Consider the following 19562-nt stretch of genomic DNA (forward strand, 5'->3'; position numbering starts at 1 on the left):
AGGACAGGGTTGTAACCGGGCGTGGGCAACGTCGCGACGTTAAAGCGATCCACGCGCAAACCGCCGATCAGGCGGAAGCGTTTGGTCACGTCTAATTCGTTTTGCACGAAGGCGCCGTAATTGTCGAAATTCGATTTGGGCACGCGCTGCGGAAACGAGGTCGTGTCGGCCACCGTCACGCCAATCGGGATGAAGAGCGGCGGCGCGGGCGGCACCAGCGCGGCCCCGAGCAACGTCACTCGCGTGCGCGACACACGCGAGTCGCGGCTGTGATCGCGGAAGAAACTGGTGCCCGCCGTCAGAATGTCGCGGCCACGGATCAGAAAGTTGGTTTGAATATCGTAGCCATAACTTTTCACGTTCTGGCGCGTGTCGCTCAGCACGTCCACGCGCGTGATCGTCTCGGCGCCCCGTTGCGGCGGGCCGCTGATGCCATACGCCGAAAAGTCATTGCGCAAGGCGCGATCCTGCACCTGATGATAGGCATTGATCGAAAGCCCGGTGAACCAGGGCGTAATGCCGCTCTTTTGATAACGCAGCCCGTACTTGTCCAGGTTGCTGAAAGGCGTACTCAGCGTCTGAAAGAAGATCGGCGGACGGAAGTCGGCGAAACCGATGTTGTCGTTGCGCCGCCGGTTCCAACTGATGCGCAGCACATCGTTGTCGGTGAAAAACAAGCGGCCCACGCTGTTGAAGGAATTGCCGTGCGAGTTGGAGTTGGGAATCTCGGAAGTCGTGCGCGTAAAGGGCGCGTTGAAATTATCCGCGAACACTCCGCCGAAAATTTGCTGGGTGACGAAGCCGCGCGGCGGCACCAACGCCGCCGCGGGCGTCGTGCTGAACACCGTCACGCGATTGATATACGCCGCCGTCGCTTCGGCAGCTTCGCCGGCGTGGTAATTGGCGTAGCGTTCGAGCATGCCTGAAAAGCGGAAGGCGAACCGTTTGCCCGACAGGCCCCATTCCGCCGTGCCGCGCCGCCCCTCTTCGTTGGAAGAATAAAAGGCATTGAACCCCGCGCTCACACGCAGCTTGTCTTTGCTGGGTTGCGGCTGATTCGTGATGAAATTGATCGTGCCCGACAAGGCGTCCGTGCCGTACAGCACCGAACCGGAACCGCTGATGACTTCGACGCTTTGTAAATTGGATGGGTCAGTCAGGCCAATTTCCACGCCCGCGCGGTCGGTGGCGACGCGCGAGGTGTTGAGGCGCTCGCCGTCCACCATAATCAGGATGCGCGATGAATCCAGCCCGCGCAGCCGGGGCCGTTGTTGAAAGGGGCCGTTGCCGACGACGGTGACGTTGGCGGTTTTAGCCAGTGAATCTTGGGTCGTGGTGTTGTTTTGGCGCTGCAACTCTTCGCTGCCGATAGCCTCGGTGCGCACCGGCACTTCCAGCGTATCGCGGTCGCCGCGCGCCGCCGTGACTGAAACCTGTTCGGTAATGCTGCCGGGCGAGAGATCGAAATTGGCTTCGAGCTTGGCGCCCGCGTCATCCAGCGTGACGTTGCGCGCAGCCGTCGAGAAACCCGCCTGTTCAACCCGCAAGCGATACAAGCCAATCGCGACACCATCGAATTCGTAATGCCCGTCCTTGTCGGTGGTGGCGGTCAATTCGGTTTGCGTGGCCAGATTTTTTAACGTGACTTTGACCCCAGCGAGGGTGCCCGCTGTACGGTCGGAAATCTTGCCGGAAATTTGCCCGCCGCTTTGCGCGGTAGCATTGATTGCGCATGCCAGCAGCATTCCGGTGGTGATGAGTAGGTGTGTAAACAATGGTGCAACCTTGGTTTTCATGGCTGCTTTCCTTTCTGTGGTTGGGAACGATTCGGGACCATAGTTAAATGAAAAGCCATTTCCAAGCCACGCCTCCTGCGGGGGACAAACCTACAGGAAACGCCCTGAATGGGCACACGACAGCGGCTGGGCCGGCGAGTTGATTGTTACGCAGAGGTCGAATAGGGCAGGTCGGTTGGATAGTTAAAGTTAAGCCTAAGTCCTGTCGAGCGTATACAATTCTCACGGCCATCAATCCTTTTGCTGAAAGCGCAGGCAGCACAACTTCGGTGGGAAAGTGGTCGCCTGTCTGATTGTTTGAGCCAAACGAAACAGCGAGGCCGAGACTATAGTGAATCTCAGCGCATCCGGCAAATGGGCTGCCGGATCGTAACCAATTTATTCCCGCGTCAGCACTGGCCCGGGCGTAAGTCAAAAAACAACACAGCAGTGGCACCCGTGTCATAGCTGGCTTGCATATCCATACTTGCTGATTGGATTGCTAACTGATGTTACGCACGGCTTGAAGTATCAAGTCTATTGACAGGTTCTTCGTGCTGGAGGCACGGCAGATATTAGCCGGTGGTGGAGCGCTTCGCGTAACCACCGGCATAACGTTGCAACCCATCCCGCGCTCCGGTAGGAGCGCAGGACAAGTCCTCGTTCTTACACGCAGTTTAGTCCTGCGTCCCTTCAGGACGCGGAGCATCTGGCTCACGTTTCCGGTGGTTCCGCCAAGCTCCACCACCGGCTAATGTCCGCCGTGCCTCCGGCACAAAGAAAGCGTCAAGTTCAATCATCAATCTCTGATTGCGTAACATCAGTTGCCAATGGAAGTTATTGCACGAAAGCACGCGAGAGGCGCTTAAAACCCAGCTTGGCGCGCTGGCAATAAACAAACACGATAGGGCAATAAGTTCTTCTGACCGGCTGGCGCGCGTCTGGCATTGCATTCGGTTGACTGAATAGTGCAGCATTCAGTTCATTCCTGGCTGGAAACGGTAAGAACCATTCGAGAACTATGTGGATTGTTAAACTGGCCCTACGGCGGCCCTACACCTTCGTCGTGGCGGCGTTGCTCATTGGGCTGTTGGGCGGCGTCACCATCGTGCGCATGTCCACCGACATCTTTCCGGAGATTGATTTGCCGGTGGCCTCGGTGATCTGGACGTACAACGGCATTTCTGCCGAAGAGATGGCCCAACGCATCGTCACGCCCAGCGAACGCGGCCTGACGACGACCGTCAACGACATCGAACACATCGAATCGCAATCGCTCAACGGCGTGGCGGTCATCAAGGTTTTTTTTCACCCCGGCGCCAAGATCGAAGCCGCCGTGGCCCAGATCACCGCGATGTCACAATCCATCTTGCGCATCATGCCGCCGGGTTCGAGTTCGCCTTTCATTGTGCGTTACAACGTCTCGAACGTGCCGATCCTGCAAGCCAGCGTCAGCAGCGACGCGCTCAATGAACAGCAGCTTTACGATTACAGCCAGAACTTCATCCGCACCCAGATGGCGACGGTGCAGGGCGCTTCGTTGCCGATTCCTTACGGCGGCAAGCCGCGCCAGATCATGGTGGATATTGACGCGCAGGCGCTTTATGCCAAAGGCCTTTCCGCCAGCGATGTCAGCGCCGCGATCAATGCCCAGAATCTGATCTTGCCCGCCGGGACGGCCAAAATGGGCAATCGCGAATATAACGTGCGGCTCAACAGCAGTCCCGAATCCGTCGAGGCGCTCAACGATCTGCCCATCAAACAGGTCGGCAACGCCACTGTTTACCTGCGCGAAGTCGCCCATGTGCGCGACGGCTCCCAGGTGCAAACCAACATTGTGCGGGCCGATGGGCGGCGTTCGGCGCTGCTGACTGTGCTCAAAAGCGGCGGCGCTTCGACGCTGGACATTGTCAGCCGCGTCAAAGCGGCCTTGCCCAAAATCATGAGCACGGTGCCGAAAGAGTTGAAGGTCAATCTGCTCTTTGACCAATCCGTCTTTGTGCGCGCGGCGATCAACGGCGTAATGGTCGAAGCGCTGATTGCCGCGTGTCTGACGGCGGCGATGATCCTGCTGTTTTTGGGCAGTTGGCGCAGCACCTTGATCGTGACGATTTCGATTCCGCTTTCGATCCTCTGTTCGATCATCACGCTCAGCTTGCTGGGCGAGACCTTAAATGTGATGACCTTGGGGGGCCTCGCGCTGGCTGTCGGCATTTTGGTTGACGACGCGACCGTCGAGATCGAAAACATCCACCGCAACCTGGGGCAGGGCAAAGCGCTCAAGCAGGCGATTCTGGATGGCGCACAGCAAATCGCCGTGCCTGCTTTCGTTTCGACGCTGGCGATTTGCATCGTCTTCGTGCCGGTGGTGTTTTTGAGCGGCGCGGCCAAATCCATGTTCACGCCGCTGGCAATGGCGGTGGTGTTTGCGATGCTGGCGTCTTACCTGCTTTCGCGCACGCTGATCCCGACGATGGTGATGTATCTGTTGCGCGACGAAGCCAAGCTCTATCACGGCGAGGGCGAATTCGTAGACGAATCGCACGGCCTGATCGGGCGCGTGCACAACGGATTCAACGAGGTGTTTGAACGGTTGCGCGAACGTTATCAAGGCGCGCTGGAATGGGCGCTCGCTCATCGGCGCATCGTGGTCTTCGGCTTTCTGGCCTTCTGCCTGGGATCGTTCATCCTCTTGCCGTTTATTGGCGAAGACTTCTTTCCAGCGGTGGATGCGGGCCAGTTCCGCCTGCACGTGCGCACGCCCGCCGGCACGCGGCTGGAAGAAACCGAGCGCATCTTCGGCCAGGTCGAAGACGCCATCCGCCGCCTCGTGCCGCGCGAAGAATTGGAGTTGGTGCTCGATAATATCGGCCTGCCTTCGATCGGCATCAATCTGGCCTATTCGGACAGCGCCACCGTGAGTTTGTCAGATGGCGAGATTTTGGTGGCGCTCAAAGAGAAACATCAGCCCACGCGTGATTACGTCAAACGCTTGCGCCGCGAGTTGAAACGGCAATTTCCCGAATTGACCTTCTTCTTTCAACCGGCGGACATCGTCAGCCAGATTCTCAACTTCGGCCTGCCCGCGCCGATTGACATCCAGATCGTCGGACGCGACCAGAAAGGCAATTACGAAATCGCGCGCCAGCTCGAACAGCGCGTCAGCCGCATTCCGGGCGCGGCGGATGTGCATTTGCATCAGGTCGTGGATCAGCCTGAATTGCGCGTCAACGTTGACCGCACGCGCGCCGAGCAGGTCGGTCTGTCGCAACGCGATGTGGCGGGCAACCTGCTGACCGCGCTCAGTTCCAGCGTCCAGACCGCGCCGAATTACTGGCTGAACCCTGAAAACGGCGTTAATTACATCGTGGCTGTCCAGATGCCGCAATACAAAATGGATTCGGTGGCGGCGTTACAAAACACGCCGATCACTGGCTCGAATGGCGCCGCCGCGCCGCAATTGCTGAGCAATCTGGCCGAGGTCGAACACAGCACGGCGCTCGCGGTGGTCAATCATTACAACGTGCAACCGACTTACGACGTGTACGCCAACGTGCAAGGCCGCGACTTGGGCGGCGTCGCGCGCGCGATTGATCGTGTGCTTGCCGAGTTCCAGCCGAAGCTGCCGCGCGGTTCGACCATCGTGATGCGCGGCCAGATCGAAAGCATGCGCTCGTCCTTCGTCGGCCTGGCCTTCGGATTGTTGTTTGCGGTGTTGCTGGTTTACTTTTTGATGGTCGTCAACTTTCAATCCTGGCTCGATCCCTTCATCATCCTGATGGCCCTGCCGGGCGCGCTGGCGGGCATTCTCTGGATGCTGTTTGTCACGCAAACGACGATCAGCGTGCCCAGTTTGATGGGCGCGATTATGTGTGTCGGCGTTGCCACGGCCAACAGCATCCTGCTCGTCACCTTTGCGAACGATCAGCGGCTGGCCGGAGTGGACGCCATCAATGCCGCGCTGGCCGCCGGGTTCACGCGCTTGCGCCCGGTGCTGATGACGGCGCTGGCGATGGTCATCGGCATGTTGCCGATGTCGCTCGGCTGGGGCGAAGGCGGCGAACAGAACGCCCCACTGGGCCGCGCGGTGATTGGCGGTTTGTTGATCGCGACCTTTGCGACTTTGTTTTTTGTGCCGGTGGTTTACAGCGTCTTGCGCCACCGGCCTGTGCGGCAACCGGAGGCGGAACTGGAGCCACTGGCGGTTAGCGCGTTCAGCGGTACAGTACCGCCTTTGCACGACCTACTAACTCTGAGGAATTAACGTTGGAGCACTCCACTCAAATCAAACCCGCATCCCGTCCAGCCGGACGATCACCGCGCACCGCCTTGATCGCGGGCGTGTTGCTCTTTGCCATTCTGTTGGTCGCCGGCATCTTGCCGCGTCTCAAACGCAACGCCGATTTGACCGCCGTCGCCAATGAACAGCAGCAATCCGCCTTGCTCGCCACCGTGGCCACGCCGCGCGCGGGCGAAGCCGTCAATGAGATCGCGTTGCCCGCCACGACCCAGGCGATTCAGGATACGATTCTCTATGCGAAAACGGGCGGTACCGTGCGGCGCTGGTACGCCGGACTCGGCCAACACGTGAAAGCGGGGCAGTTGCTGCTCGAATTGGACATCGCCTACGTCGGGCAGGAGTTGAACGAAGCGCGCCAACAAGCCACCGAAGCTGGCGAAAGCATCACCCAAGCCACTTCGGGGTTGGCGCAAGCCCAGGCGGCGCTCGAACAGGCCGAGGCGGCGTTAAAACAGGCGCGCACCAATCTGCAACTCGCTAAACTCAATCGTGAACGCGCCGATACGCTGGTCGCACAAGGCGTCGTTTCGCGGCAGGAAGCCGATGACAAACAGGCGGTCTTCGAGGCGCGCGAAGCCGATGTCGAAGCCGCGCAAGCCACCGTGCGCGTCAGGCAAGCCGCGCTCAAAACCCAGCAATCCGAAATTGACCTGCGCCAATCCACTCGCAAAGCGCGCGAGGCCAATGTGGGACGCCTCGCCGAACAACAAGCCTTTCAACGCGTCACCGCGCCTTACGACGGCATCATCACGGCGCGCAACATCGAAGTCGGCGCGCGCATTCTTGAAAACGGCGCTACCGGTACTGGACTTGGCTTGTATCGCATTACCAAGCAGGATGTGATTCGCGTCTTCACCAGCGTGCCGCAAACTTATGCGCCCGCCATGCACGCGGGGTTGCCCGTGACGATGAAAGTCAAAGAATTGCCTGAACGCACCTTCACGGGCCAGGTCTTTGGCACCGCGCACATCATTGATCCCGCCTCGCGCACGATGATGGTCGAAGTGCGCTTCCCTAATCGTGATGGACAACTATTGCCGGGGATGTACGCCGAGGTGGTATTCAGCCTGCCCGCCCCGCAACGCACGTTGCTCATTCCGGCCAGCGCGCTGGTCGCGAATGCCGAAGGCACACAAGTGCTGATCGCACGCCCGGATCAAACTGTGCATATCGTCAAGGTCGTATTGGGCCGCGATCTGGGCAAAGAGATCGAAGTGGTGAATGGCCTGGACGGCAATGAGACAGTCATTACCAATCCGACCGATGCGTTTCGCGAAGGTGTGCGGGTACAGGTGGACAAGGCGCACAAGTAAAAACGAACGCGCGCGGCTCATATTTTGGCAGATGCCTTTTCGGTCGAAAAAATGGCGCATGAATTTTCTTGTCGCCAATGTGGATACGGGGTTGCCGACAAGCCCGGCTTCGCCCTACCATCCAACCCGAACTCCCTAAACAAACGGTCAAGCTGCGCGAGGCTTTGCGGCGAAGGCCGTCAACTCACCATTTTGCGGAAGCAGAGTAAAGGAAACCGATATGCAACAGGACAAACTCTCAAGACGCCGATTCGTGACCGGCACGGCGGGCGCTGCTGCCGGAGCGATGATTCTGCCGCGCCACGTGCTGGGCGGGACAGGGTATTTAGCGCCGAGCGACAAATTGAACGTCGCCGTCGTTGGTTGTGGCGGCCAAGGCGCTTCGGATGCCACAGAACTCGTGGCGGGCGGCATGAATATCGTCGCGCTGTGCGATGTGGATTTTGGTTATGTAGATAAAGCTGTGGCCGGGCGTACCAAAGACCGCGACGGTAAGCCAAATGAACCATCCATCAAATTGCAGGAAGCCTACAACAAGGCCAAACGTCACGAAGACTTTCGGAAGATGCTTGACCAGCAAAAAGACATTGACGCCGTGCTGGTCGCCACGCCGGATCATTTGCACGCCATCATCGCCAAAGCCGCGCTCGAAGCGGGCAAGCACGTCTATTGCGAAAAGCCGTTGACGTATTCCGTGATGGAAGCGCGCGTGTTGCGTGAGACGGCGGCGAAGAATTCCAAACTCGTGACCCAGATGGGCAATCAGGGGCATTCGGGCGAAGGCGGTCGCTTCGTCAACGAATGGATTCAGGCGGGCGTGATCGGCCCGGTCAAGGAAGTCCACGTTTGGACAAACCGCCCCATCTGGCCGCAGGGCGTGCCGCGTCCGGCGCGCGTGCCGGTGAATTTTGAAGGCGGCGGTTTCGGCAACGATTGGACGGCGCGCCAACTCAACAAGGTGATTGCATCGGCGGTGGTGGGCGAATACGCAGTACCCTCGACCTTGAATTGGGACTTGTATCTAGGCCCCGCGCCCGAAGTGCCTTATCACCCGATCTATCACCCCTTCAATTGGCGCGGCTGGTCGGATTGGGGCACGGGCGCGATTGGCGACATGGCCGCGCATCTGATTGACCATCCGTATTGGGCGCTCGATCTGCGCTACCCGGCTTCGGTCGAAGCGACCTCGACACCTTGGGGCACTGATAACAAAAACAATCCGGTCAGCTATCCGCTGGCGTCGCAAGTTACCTATCACTTCCCGGCGCGCGGCAAACAACCGCCGGTCAAGCTGACTTGGTGCGATGGTGGCTTGATGCCCGGACGGCCCGACTGGCTGCCTGATAACATCCTGCTGGATCGCGGTGGTGGCGTGATCTTCCTGGGCGAGAAAGGCATCCTGCTGCACGAAACTTACGGCAAGAACCCGCGCATCTTCCCCGAAAAGCTGATGGAAGTCGCGCAGAAGGTGCCGCAGAAATACCAACGCGTCGAAACCGATGACAAGAAAAATGCTTTGCATCGGATGAACTGGGCCAAGGCCGCGATGGGCCAGGGCAAATCCACGACGCCGTTTGAATATGCTACGCGGCTGACCGAAACGATGCTGCTGGGTGTGGTGGCGATGCGCGCCGGGCAGGGCGTGAAGATCGAATACGACGGTGAGGCGGGCAAGATCACCAACATTGCTGACGCGAACAAGTACCTCCAACGCGAATATCGCAAAGGCTGGACGTTGTAAGCGCACTGTTGCTGTTATAAAGCGTAGGGGCAGACCTGTGTGTCTGCCCTGGTGGCAACAGACGGAATCGGATTCGTCAGATGCGACCGGGGCAGACACACAGGTCTGCCCCTACGTTGTTTTTAGCGATGAGATCGCTACTTCTGTTTGGCGATCACCTTCGCGGCGAACTTCACATAAGTCGCTTTGGGCACGATATTCTTGCTGACGAGTTCGCTTTTCATCTTGTATGGACGGCCCGCGATGATCTTGTCGGCATAGGCGTCGCCCACGCCGGGCAGCGTCATCAATTGTTCGCGCGTGGCGGCGTTGAGGTCCATCAGCTCAACGGCGGGCTTTTTCGCATCGCCCGCCGGTTTGGCCTGCGCGGCCGGTTTGGCTTTTTCCGCCGGTTTGGCTTGCGCAAAGATGAAGGCGGTTGTGCCCAACGCAATGAGCGCCAGCAACGTAACGTGAGTCAGCATGGATTTCAGGTTTTGCAGCATAAAGATTCCTCTCTTGGTTGCGTCCGTGGGGAAAACAGGGTTAATGGTAATTCTCAATCATCATCAAATCACTGCCGCGCCGGACGGTCAGCGGGAACAGCAAGGCGCTGCCATCCGGTAAAAGCGACAACCCAGACAAACCGCTCGAAAGGCGGCCTTCAACTTCAGCCACCCGTTTGGTGTCACCTGTCTTCAGATTGAAAAAATTGAGCGCGGTACGCATAGGAGCGCTGGCCGTAGCATAGTAGATACCTTCGTTCGTGACCAGCCACATGCGCGTGTTACTTCCACGAAGGCAAATGGAACGTGCAGTTCCGCGCCGAATTCTTCAATGCGTTCAATCGCGTGCGCTTTGCCGGGCCGAATGGCACGGTGGACAACGGCGCGTTTGGCACCGTCGGCGGGCAGGGGAACGGCCCGCGCCAGATTCAACTGGCGCTCAAGCTGATCTTCTAAACCGGAGCAGTGCTGCGACCGGCAGGCGGCGCAAGTTTGCTGATGAATAAATTGGCAAACGCGCGTTCCCAGCCGGTCGCGCGACAAACATCCACAACAGCCGGTCAGAAAAACCCGGCGGAGAGCGAGGGCCTGCCAGAAATCAGAGAGGTTGCGGACTTTTTTGATCAAACCTTTGCTTTCCTCCGGGTTTCGACCACAATGCGCCGGAGAAGGACGGAGCCTCGTTTGAAACACACCATCATTTTGTTGTTACTGCGGTAGTGATAAAAATGTAAGGCTGCGATTTTGCAGCCGCGTAGCGGCGACCTGAGTTTAGCCCGGCGTTTCAACGCCGGGTAGCGCGGCACGAATGCCTCCGTCGCGTAGCGACGGTTGAAATGGAAGCTATTACCGGACAGATTTCAAGCGTCGCTACGCGACGCCGCCACTGCGCCGTCCGCCTACCGTGGTTTGAAAACCACGGCTAAATTCAACTGTCGCTACGCGACAAAAACAAACGAGCCTTACATTTTTATCACTACCCATTTGTCTTTTGCCGAGACCGCACGCTGGAAGCGGTGCGTACCCAGGTAGCGCATTTCCTGCGTTCACCTTTACGGAGAGGAATTCGATCCATGCTACGCCGAACACTTTTTTTATGGTTGTTGCTGTGCGCGCCTGTGACGCTGCGCGCGGCTGACCCGCAAGTCGTTTACCTTTGGCCCGCCGGGCATCCGACCTTGCAGGGCGCAAACGAAAAGGAAATCACCAACCCGCCCGATCCCAAACCCGGCCAGATTGTCCGCCAATTCAAAAACATCCACAACCCTTCGATTGAATTCTTTCGCGCGCCCGCTGGCAAAAACACCGGCGCGGCGCTGATCGTCGCGGCGGGCGGCGGCCATCGCGAATTGAACACCGGCACCGAAGGCTATGACCTGATTGACTGGCTGCACGGCCTGGGCGTGAACGTCATCATTCTGAAATATCGCCTGGCCCAGACGCCGAATTACAAGTACACGGTCGAAGGCGAAGCCCTGCAAGACACGCAACGCGCCATCCGCATCGTGCGCCAGCGCGCCCGTGAATGGAACATCAACCCCAGCCGCGTCGGCTTGCTGGGCTTTTCGGCTGGCGGGGCACTGGCCGCACTCGCCGACATCCGTTTTGATCGCGGCAAAGCGGGCGCCGCTGACCCGATTGATCGGCAAAGTTGCCGCCCCGATTTCGTCGGCTTGGTTTACGCGGGCTGGTCGCCGATGGACATCACCGCGCCGCCCGATGCCGCCACGGCTTTTCTGACCAGCGCCGGGTTGGATGACGCCTTTCACGCGCGCCAGACCGTTGTGTTTTATAACTCGCTCTTCAAAGCCAATGTGCCGGTCGAATTGCATATCTATGGCCACGGCGGCCACGCCAACGGCATCAAGCCGCGCGACGGCATCCCCTTTGGCACCTGGCACATTCGCTTTCAGGAATGGCTGGCCGATCTGGGGATGATCAAACCGGTGACTGGCACGGGCTTGAGTTTCAAAGGCCCGATTGGCTTGCAGCTCTATTCCTTGCGTGAGGCCTTCGCCAGGGACGTGCCCACAACGCTCGCCCGCGTGCGCGACCTCGGCATTCAAAACGTAGAACTGGCGGGCAGCTACAAACTCGCGCCGGAAGAATTCAAAAAACAACTCGACGCCAAAGGCCTGCGACCGGTCAGCGCGCATTTCGGCTACGACCAATTCGCCAAAGACCCCGCAGCCGTTGCGCGCGAAGCCAAAGCGCTAGGCGTGCAATACGCCGGTTGCGCCTGGATTCCGCATCAAGACCCCTTTGACGAAAAGACCGCGCGCGAGGCGGCGGCGGTGTTTAATCGCGCGGGCGCAGTGCTGGCGCAACACGGCCTGAAATTTTTCTACCATATCCACGGCTACGAATTTCAGCCGCACGGCGCGGGGACGCTGTTTGATTTGCTGATGGCCGAGACCAAACCGGAGCACGTCAAATACGAGATGGACGTGTTCTGGGTTGTCCATCCCAAACAAGACCCGGTCAAGCTGTTGGAAAAATACGGCAGCCGTTTCGAGTTGATGCACGTCAAGGATATGCGACGCGACACGCCGACCGGCTTGCTCACTGGCAAATCGGATGTGACCAATGACGTAGCGCTCGGCGCCGGCATCCTGAAATGGCCGGAGATTTTGAAAGCCGCGCAAGCCGCTGGCGTGAAATGGTATTTCATCGAAGACGAGTCACCGACGTCAGTTGAACAGATTCCGATCAGCATGCGGTTTTTGGAGCAAATACGGTTTTGATGACTTTCGCCCACGAAGGCACACGAAGAAGACACGAAGTTTTGTAATTATCTTCGTGCTTTCTTCGTGTGTCTTCGTGGGCAATCTCCCCAAGGCAACCTATGAAACAATTGATCACCATTTGCCTGCTCGCAGCCCTCGCGTTGTTTTTGCGTGCCAGCAGCGTCTCTTCCCAACAACCCACGCCCACACCCATCGGCAGCTTCGACAACCACAGCGATGTCGGCGCGGTGCAAAAGCCCGGTTCGGCGGAATACGACGCGATGGCGAAGACGTACACCATCACGGGCGGCGGCGAAAATATGTGGGCCGCTACCGACGGTTTTCATTTCGTCTGGAAGCGCCTCTCTGGCGATGTCTCGCTGGCCGCCGACATCAAGATACTCGGCACCGGCGGCAATGCGCACCGCAAAGGCGTGCTCATCATTCGCCAGAGCCTCGATGCCGATTCGGCCTACGCCGACGCGGCGCTGCATGGCGACGGGCTGACTTCGTTGCAATACCGCGAAGTCAAAGGCGGCCCGACGCGTGAGATTCAATCTAATGTCAAAGGCCCGGCGCGGTTGCGTATCGAAAAAGAAGGCGACTATGTGTTTATGTCTTTGTTGCCCACCGGCGCGCCTGCCGGTGAAAAGCCGCGTTCGGCGGGCGGTTCGTTCCGCCTCAAACTGAATGAGCCGTTTTATGTCGGCCTGGGCGTGTGCGCACACGACAACAACGCCAGCGAGAAGGCCGTCTTCTCGAACGTCGAACTCATCAACAAACCGCGCGTCGTCGAAAGCACCCTCGAAACCGTCGCCATCGCTTCCAAAGACCGCAAAGTTGTTTACACCGCCGAAGAGCATTTCGAAGCGCCCAACTGGTCGCGCGATGGCAAATACTTTTTGTTCAATCGCGCTGGCCGCATGGTCAAAATGCCAGTCACTGGGGGCACGATTGAAACCCTTGACACCGGCTTTGCCACGCGCTGCAACAACGATCACGGCATTTCGCCGGATGGGCAATGGCTCGCCATCAGCGATCAATCGCAAGAGCAACGGCGTTCGCTGATTTATGTGCTGCCCATCACGGGCGGCACGCCGCGCCGCATCACCAAGCTCGCGCCGTCGTATTGGCACGGCTGGTCGCCCGACGGCAAGACGTTGGTCTATTGCGCCGACCGCAACGGTAATTTCGATGTGTATTCCATTCCCGTCGAAGGCCCCTTTGAAGAAAAAGCTGAGAAACGCTTGACGACGGCGGACGGTTTGGACGATGGGCCGGAGTATTCGCCGGATGGTCAATACATCTATTTCAACTCGGTGCGCACGGGCCTGATGCAAATCTGGCGGATGAAGGCCGATGGCAGCGAGCAAACGCAAATCACCAAAGACGATTACAACAACTGGTTTGCGCACCCCTCGCCGGATGGCAAATGGCTGGCGCTGGTTACGTTTGAAAAAGATGTCGTGGGTCATCCGGCCAACAAAGATGTGATGTTGCGGTTGATTTCCGTGACGGCTACGGAAACGACGCTGAGTTATGGCGAACCGCAAGTGCTGGCGAAACTCTTCGGCGGGCAAGGCACGATCAATGTGCCCTCGTGGTCGCCGGACAGCAAGCAATTGGCGTTTGTGAGTTACCGGTTGGTGAGCAAGTAAAGCAGTACCACTACATGCTGACGAGGGAACAAATCAAACAATTCGTGGCCGACGGTTTTGTGCGCCTTGACCAAGCTTTTTCGCGCGCACTAGCTGAGCGTTGCTGTGCGCTCCTTTGGGCGGATTTGGGGTGCGATCCGGCTGACCGCTCAACCTGGCATCAGCCGGTTGTTTGGTTAGGGGATTACCAACAAGAACCGTTTGTAAAGGCGGCCAATACGGCCGTCTTGCACATGGCTTTCGAGCAGCTTGTGGGTATAGGCAATTGGCAGCCGCGCGGAAGTTTGGGTACTTTCCCGGTGCGTTTTCCGTGCGACATTCCGGGCGGCCATGATATGGGCGACACGGGTTGGCATATTGACGCGAGCTTTCCCGGTGCGGATTCAGACCCCAATAATTATTTGACGTGGCGCGTCAATGTTCATTCACGCGGGCGGGCGTTGTTGATGCTGTTCCTGTTTTCAGACGTGGGCGAACTGGATGCGCCCACCCGCATTCGCTGCGGCTCACACCTGGAAGTGGCACGGCTGCTGGCCCCGGCTGGCGAAAAAGGCTTGGCAATCCGGGATCTGGACTTGAGCGCCACCGCCACTTGCCCGGAAACGCTGGCGACGGGGCAGGCCGGGACGGTGTATTTGTGCCATCCCTTTTTGACACATGCCGCCCAAATCAATCGCGGTTCTCAACCTCGCTTCCTGGCCCAACCGCCGCTGCTCCTAGCGCAAGCGTTGGCAAAAGGGTTTGAACTGCGGGGCCAACAAACTGCTGCGTTAGTGCCGGTGGCGTTGGCAATTCGACAGGCGCTCGGCCAAACGAACTTAGATTCAGATTGATTTCGCAGGCGCGGCCACGGATTGGCGAGCGCAAACTGCGGCGACGCCGCTGCTTCACTTTCAAAACGACTCTACAAAAATATGAACTCAACAGTTCGCAACATCACGACCACGGCCATCGCACTGCTGGTGATTTGGTTGGGTGATTTGGCGACCGTCCGGGCCGCCGACAAACCCAACTTCCGCACCATCGAACTCTGGCCCAACGGCGCGCCCGGCGCGACGGGCACAAGCGACGAAGACAAACCCGCCATCACGCCGTTCATTCCCGACGCGGCCAAAGCGACGGGCGCGGCCATCCTGGTGATTCCCGGCGGCGGCTTTACCCTGCGCGCAACCGATCACGAAGGCGTGCAGGTGGCGCAATGGTTGAAAGAACGCGGCATCGCGGCCTTCCTGTTGCGCTATCGCATCCGTCCGTTGTACAGCCGCGAACATTGGTTGCGCGACGCCCAGCGCGGTATGCAATTCATCCGTGCGCGCGCCGCCGAATATCGCGTGGACGTGAACCGCGTCGGCGTCATCGGCTTTTCCGCCGGAGCGCAACTGGCGGCGGATGCGACTTTCAATCCGCTGGCGGGCGAGGCTGCGGCGAGCGACCCTCTTGACCGCGTCGCCAGCCGCCCTGACTTTCTGATTCTGTCTTACGGTTCGATGCAAATGCCTGCGGCGGCTCAGTCGGCAGCGAATACCAAGCTGCCGCCCACGTTTATGTATTGCACCGCCGAAGACACCGGGCAGATGCGCGGGATGGTTGATCTATACGCCAGCCTGCACAAAGCCAACGTGCCGGTCGAAGCGCATTTCTTTGCCACAGGCGTGCACGGCGTCGGCTTCGCGCAAGGCGATCCGGTCTTGGGCGAATGGCCGCACCTGATGCACCGCTGGTTGACGGTGGGCGGCTGGCTGACCGGCAAGACGCGGCTGGCGCTGAAAGGCGTGGTCAAACTGGACGGCGCGCCGCTCGTGCGCGGCGTCGTGCTGTTGACGCCGGTGGATCAACCCAACGCGCCCACGGTGGTGGCTTACATCACGAACGCGCACACCAACGCGCTTGGCTCCTTCGACATCAGCCCAGAGCAAGGGCCGGTCGCGGGCAAATACCGCGTCGAAGTGCGGCAAGACGCCACGCGCTGGCTCAGCAACTCGCGCGATCCGCTGATGCTCAAGATGACGGCGAAACAACGCGACCGCACGCTGACCGACGCCGACCGCAGAGAGTGGGGCGATTACGTCCGCCAGCGCGACCTTTCGCCCAGCATCGAAAACCAGCGCGTCTTCGACCGCCAACGCCTGCAAGACAAGGCTGATTACATCGTCGAGATCAAACCGGGCATGCCGGAACTCACGCTCGCGGTGTTTAGCCGCTGATTTACTGTTCGACAAGCTGCCAGCTTGTCGAGGGGCGTGGCAGTTAATCCTATTGGCTCGCACGCTGAGACTTCGACAAGCTGGCAGCTTGTCGCACACTTGCCGGACAAGAATAAAACCTGCCGCTGACTTTTGGTTTGGGGTGTGCTTCAATCCCGCCACCGACCTTCCCAACAGCAGAGGCAAATTGAATGGCAGCATCCGCAGACGTTTATCAAAGCGCGCGGCTGGCGCGGGGTTATGCGTATGACCGCCCGCCCGTGCATCCCGCGATCATTGCGCGATTACGCGAGCATTTGCAGTTGCGCGAACGGCTGCCGCGCGCGCTCGACATCGGCTGTGGCGCGGGCCTTTCGACCGCCGCGCTCGAAGCGGTGGCTACGTGTGTCGCCGGCATTGAACCGGTCGCGCCAATGTTGCAGTTTCGCGCCGCCGTCACGACCACCGCGCACTTTGCCGTCGCGCGCGCCGAGCAGTTGCCGTTCGCCGCGCAGAGCTTTGATTTGCTGACGGCGGCGGGCTCCTTGAATTACGCCGACCTCGCGTTGTTTTTGCCCGAAGCGGCGCGTGTGTTGAAGACGAATGGCGTGCTGGCGATTTACGACTTTTCCGAAGGCAAGCGGTTGCGTGATGACGCTCGACTGGAACAGTGGTACGCCGCATTCAAACAACGTTACCCCGCGCCGCCCGGTTATGACTTTGATGTGCGCGCACTGCCGTATGAAAACGCCGGCTTGCGCTTGTGCGGCTATCACGAATTGGAAGTCGCCGTGCCGCTGACGCACGCCAACTATGTGCGCTATGCATTGAGTGAAACCAGCGTCGAACAGGCGCTGGCGCGCGGCGCGGCGGAAACCGACATCGAAACTTGGTGCCGCGAGACGCTGGTGGACATCTTTGACGGCACGCTGCGCGAGGTGCTCTTCGATGCATATATCGCCTATGTGCAACGTGGTTGAATGATGCCGAGTGCAATCGCAATCAAATTGCTGGGCGTGGGCGACGAAGCCGTGTTGCACGCGGTTGCGCCGGGCGTGTTTGATGATCCGATTGATGTAGCCGCTGCGGCTGCATTTCTGTCTGACTCGCGCCATCACCTGGCGGTCGCCCTTGCTGATGGTCAGGTGGTTGGTTTTGTCAGCGCCGTGCATTACGTGCATCCCGACAAGCCTGCGCCGGAATTGTGGATCAACGAAGTCGGCGTTGCTCCGTCTCAGCAAGGGCAAGGCCTCGCGCGGCATTTGCTGGAAGCAGTATTGAATGAAGCGCGCCATCTGGGTTGCAGCGAAGCCTGGGTGTTGACGAATCGCTCAAACCACGCGGCAATGCGCTTGTATGCACGCTGCGGTGGACGTGAAGCACCGGCAGACGCGGTGATGTTTGAATTCAACCTTAACAACTCAGAGAGCATACCCGTATGAAAACAACCCGCAGAGAATTGCTCAAAGCCACAGGCGTTGCGGCGCTGGCTCCCGCTGTCCTTTCTGCCACGCAAAAAGGCATTTGGCCACCTGCTGAAACCGGCGCGCCCAAAATCTGCCTCGGTGTGAATCCTAATGCCGATGCCGCGCTGATGCGCCGCGTCAAACAGCTTGGCGTGGATTACGTACTGATGGGCGGGCCGCTGATGCCGTGGACGGAAGCCGATTTGCGCGGGCGGCTGAACCGTTTCAAAGCGGGCGGCCTGACGATCATCAACATGATGATTTCCGGCTTTCCGAAAACGATTTATGGCAAGCCGGGCCGCGACGAAGAGATCGAGAAAGTCATCCAGTCCATTCGTGCCGCCGGAAAAGCCGGCTTGCCAGTGATCGAATATAACTTTTACGCGCACCGCATCGTCGAGGGCTATTACGAAGAGTTGGGCCGCGCGGGCGCGGGGATGACGGCCTTTGATTACGACCGCATCAAAGACCTGCCGCCGCTGCCGGACATCGGCGCATGGACGCTCGATCAGATGTGGACGCACATCACCTACTTCCTGAAAGCCGTCGTGCCCGAAGCCGAAAAAGCAGGCGTGCGGCTGGCGCAACACCCGAACGATCCGCCCGCGCCGATCAGCCGCGGTTCGCAGCAGATCATGGCTACGCTGGCGGGTTGGAAGAAACTGGTGGACATCGTCAAAAGCCCGCACAATGGCATCACCTTCGATTGCGGCGTGACGCGCGAACTGGGTGAAGACCCGGTCGAAGTGGCGAAATACTTCGGCGCACGCGATTGCATCAACCACGTCCATTACCGCAACGTCATCGTCAAGGAGCCTTACAAGAAATACGCCGAAGTGTTTTTGGACGAAGGGCAAGTGAACATGTTCGCGGTGATGAAAGAACTGGTGCGGCTGAAATACGCGCGCGGCCTGTATCCCGAACATCCGCGCGCGCTTGATTACGACCGCGAACGCACTGGGGGAATCATCGGGCAATATGCACCGGTGGGCGGTGGCGGATTTGGCGGCGAGATTTATAACGTGGGGTATACGCGGGCGATGTTGCAGGCGGTGTTGGCGCGGTAATTCGCAGACAGGATCCGGCTTGCTCTCATGGCGCAGGAAACCTTTGAAATTCTGGATGGCGTGCGGCGGGCAAAATCTTATGAATTGCTCGGAAAACCGGCGATTCCGGCGGAAGTGATTGACGAGGATGAGCACACAATCGCGCGCCATGACGTGCCGATAGACGCCTTGCGCGTCACGACCAAGCGGAGTATTGATGTGAGCACGCAAAAGGAATGGGAACGCTTTATGAAAACGTTCAATGAAGTGAAAGCGGGCTTGCCCACCCCGCCGATTCTGGTCACGCCCGGTGCGGAGGGGCGCACGATTCGTGAGCTTCAACTCGACCCAACTGGCGAGGATCAATGAAGGAGGATGCGTATGGTTCGCGCAGAGAAATATGCCCAGGCGCTATCCGCGCTACAACAAATCATTATCCGCGCCAGATTCCTGGCGGCCAAAGAAAACCTGGCGTCCAAGGCCGTTGGCTTGCTGGATGCGGCGGAAGAATTGCCGCGCTTGCTGGCGGACAAAGAAGACCGCACCGACGAATTTGCAACGGCGCTGGCAGCGATTGCCGAAAAGTATCCTTATTGCGGCAATCTTTTCGCGGAATTTAGCCGCGAGCCGCGCGGCGCAGTGACTGAACTCGTAGACGAATTGCAGTTTGTGTAGTGCAACGATGTTGCAGGCGGTGTTGGCGCAGTGAAATGCAGGTAAGTTAGACCGAAATTTTTAGGCCAAATAGAAGAAAGGAGACGGCATGATGAGTAAGAGGTGCGGCGGTAAACTCCAGTTGCGAAAGTAGCTGGAGTAGATAGGTCAGAGGTTGAATCATCTCGTTGTGGCGATTGACCACGTAAAGGAGA

The 19562-nt window shown here is 58.9% G+C and carries 16 protein-coding genes; 13 read left to right on the forward strand and 3 right to left on the reverse strand.

What is annotated here, in order from left to right:
* Nucleotides 1-1796: TonB-dependent receptor (locus HY011_27250; protein MBI3426642.1), on the reverse strand; the 1796-nt coding region annotated here is incomplete at its 3' end.
* Between the two features lie 1000 nt (nucleotides 1797-2796).
* Here HY011_27250 and HY011_27255 point away from each other — a divergent pair.
* From HY011_27255 to HY011_27265, 3 genes are all read left to right on the forward strand, one after another.
* Nucleotides 2797-6039 (forward strand): efflux RND transporter permease subunit, encoded by a 3243-nt coding sequence (locus HY011_27255; protein ID MBI3426643.1) that lies wholly within the window; start codon nucleotides 2797-2799, stop codon nucleotides 6037-6039.
* Nucleotides 6040-6041: 2 nt separating this feature from the next.
* Nucleotides 6042-7388, forward strand: coding sequence for an efflux RND transporter periplasmic adaptor subunit (locus HY011_27260; GenBank protein ID MBI3426644.1), 1347 nt, complete (start codon nucleotides 6042-6044; stop codon nucleotides 7386-7388).
* 286 nt (nucleotides 7389-7674) lie between these two features.
* Complete coding sequence (locus tag HY011_27265; protein MBI3426645.1) at nucleotides 7675-9129, forward strand: Gfo/Idh/MocA family oxidoreductase; 1455 nt, start codon at nucleotides 7675-7677, stop codon at nucleotides 9127-9129.
* 137 nt (nucleotides 9130-9266) lie between these two features.
* Here HY011_27265 and HY011_27270 read toward each other — a convergent pair whose 3' ends face one another.
* Both HY011_27270 and HY011_27275 read right to left on the reverse strand, forming a co-directional pair.
* Entirely contained in the window at nucleotides 9267-9593 is a 327-nt protein-coding gene (locus HY011_27270) for a helix-hairpin-helix domain-containing protein (GenBank protein MBI3426646.1), read from the reverse strand.
* Nucleotides 9594-9654: 61 nt separating this feature from the next.
* Nucleotides 9655-9888 carry a hypothetical protein gene (locus tag HY011_27275; protein MBI3426647.1) on the reverse strand — a complete coding sequence of 78 codons (234 nt, stop codon included), beginning with the start codon at nucleotides 9886-9888 and terminating at the stop codon, nucleotides 9655-9657.
* Between the two features lie 32 nt (nucleotides 9889-9920).
* Here HY011_27275 and HY011_27280 point away from each other — a divergent pair, with 32 nt between their 5' ends.
* From HY011_27280 to HY011_27325, 10 genes are all read left to right on the forward strand, one after another.
* A complete protein-coding gene (locus HY011_27280) occupies nucleotides 9921-10070 on the forward strand; it encodes a hypothetical protein (protein ID MBI3426648.1) in 150 nt (49 codons plus the stop codon).
* A gap of 617 nt (nucleotides 10071-10687) precedes the next feature.
* Nucleotides 10688-12358: a TIM barrel protein gene (locus tag HY011_27285; GenBank protein MBI3426649.1), complete on the forward strand. Its 1671-nt coding sequence runs from the start codon at nucleotides 10688-10690 to the stop codon at nucleotides 12356-12358.
* 101 nt (nucleotides 12359-12459) lie between these two features.
* The gene (locus HY011_27290; protein ID MBI3426650.1) at nucleotides 12460-13998 is read left to right on the forward strand and encodes a TolB family protein; all 1539 of its coding nucleotides are present in this window, start codon (nucleotides 12460-12462) and stop codon (nucleotides 13996-13998) included.
* Nucleotides 13999-14012: 14 nt separating this feature from the next.
* The gene (locus HY011_27295) at nucleotides 14013-14831 is read left to right on the forward strand and encodes a phytanoyl-CoA dioxygenase (protein MBI3426651.1); all 819 of its coding nucleotides are present in this window, start codon (nucleotides 14013-14015) and stop codon (nucleotides 14829-14831) included.
* An 81-nt stretch (nucleotides 14832-14912) separates the two neighbouring features.
* Nucleotides 14913-16202, forward strand: coding sequence for an alpha/beta hydrolase (locus HY011_27300; protein MBI3426652.1), 1290 nt, complete (start codon nucleotides 14913-14915; stop codon nucleotides 16200-16202).
* Between the two features lie 191 nt (nucleotides 16203-16393).
* On the forward strand, nucleotides 16394-17161 hold the full coding sequence (locus HY011_27305) for a class I SAM-dependent methyltransferase (GenBank protein MBI3426653.1): 768 nt from the start codon (nucleotides 16394-16396) through the stop codon (nucleotides 17159-17161).
* 3 nt (nucleotides 17162-17164) lie between these two features.
* Nucleotides 17165-17623: a GNAT family N-acetyltransferase gene (locus HY011_27310; protein ID MBI3426654.1), complete on the forward strand. Its 459-nt coding sequence runs from the start codon at nucleotides 17165-17167 to the stop codon at nucleotides 17621-17623.
* Nucleotides 17620-18714 carry a mannonate dehydratase gene (locus HY011_27315; protein MBI3426655.1) on the forward strand — a complete coding sequence of 365 codons (1095 nt, stop codon included), beginning with the start codon at nucleotides 17620-17622 and terminating at the stop codon, nucleotides 18712-18714. The genes HY011_27310 and HY011_27315 overlap by 4 nt, the downstream gene beginning before the upstream one ends.
* Nucleotides 18715-18741: 27 nt before the next feature.
* Nucleotides 18742-19062, forward strand: a complete 321-nt coding sequence (locus HY011_27320; GenBank protein ID MBI3426656.1) for a hypothetical protein — start codon at nucleotides 18742-18744, stop codon at nucleotides 19060-19062.
* A gap of 12 nt (nucleotides 19063-19074) precedes the next feature.
* A complete protein-coding gene (locus tag HY011_27325; GenBank protein ID MBI3426657.1) occupies nucleotides 19075-19368 on the forward strand; it encodes a hypothetical protein in 294 nt (97 codons plus the stop codon).
* Nucleotides 19369-19562: the final 194 nt, after the last annotated feature.

It is taken from the genome of Acidobacteriota bacterium (assembly GCA_016196035.1).
Classification (GTDB): Bacteria; Acidobacteriota; Blastocatellia; order RBC074; family RBC074; genus JACPYM01.

Excerpts from the sequence above, each read along its gene's own strand:
- HY011_27310 (MBI3426654.1), top strand. The coding sequence starts at position 17,165 with ATGCCGAGTGCAATCGCAATCAAATTGCTGGGCGTGGGCGACGAAGCC.
- HY011_27255 (MBI3426643.1), top strand. The coding sequence starts at position 2,797 with ATGTGGATTGTTAAACTGGCCCTACGGCGGCCCTACACCTTCGTCGTG.
- HY011_27265 (MBI3426645.1), top strand. The coding sequence starts at position 7,675 with ATGATTCTGCCGCGCCACGTGCTGGGCGGGACAGGGTATTTAGCGCCG.
- HY011_27275 (MBI3426647.1), bottom strand. The coding sequence starts at position 9,888 with ATGTGGCTGGTCACGAACGAAGGTATCTACTATGCTACGGCCAGCGCT.
- HY011_27300 (MBI3426652.1), top strand. The coding sequence starts at position 14,913 with ATGAACTCAACAGTTCGCAACATCACGACCACGGCCATCGCACTGCTG.
- HY011_27320 (MBI3426656.1), top strand. The coding sequence starts at position 18,742 with ATGGCGCAGGAAACCTTTGAAATTCTGGATGGCGTGCGGCGGGCAAAA.
- HY011_27315 (MBI3426655.1), top strand. The coding sequence starts at position 17,620 with ATGAAAACAACCCGCAGAGAATTGCTCAAAGCCACAGGCGTTGCGGCG.
- HY011_27290 (MBI3426650.1), top strand. The coding sequence starts at position 12,460 with ATGAAACAATTGATCACCATTTGCCTGCTCGCAGCCCTCGCGTTGTTT.
- HY011_27325 (MBI3426657.1), top strand. The coding sequence starts at position 19,075 with ATGGTTCGCGCAGAGAAATATGCCCAGGCGCTATCCGCGCTACAACAA.
- HY011_27270 (MBI3426646.1), bottom strand. The coding sequence starts at position 9,593 with ATGCTGACTCACGTTACGTTGCTGGCGCTCATTGCGTTGGGCACAACC.
- HY011_27285 (MBI3426649.1), top strand. The coding sequence starts at position 10,688 with ATGCTACGCCGAACACTTTTTTTATGGTTGTTGCTGTGCGCGCCTGTG.
- HY011_27305 (MBI3426653.1), top strand. The coding sequence starts at position 16,394 with ATGGCAGCATCCGCAGACGTTTATCAAAGCGCGCGGCTGGCGCGGGGT.
- HY011_27295 (MBI3426651.1), top strand. The coding sequence starts at position 14,013 with ATGCTGACGAGGGAACAAATCAAACAATTCGTGGCCGACGGTTTTGTG.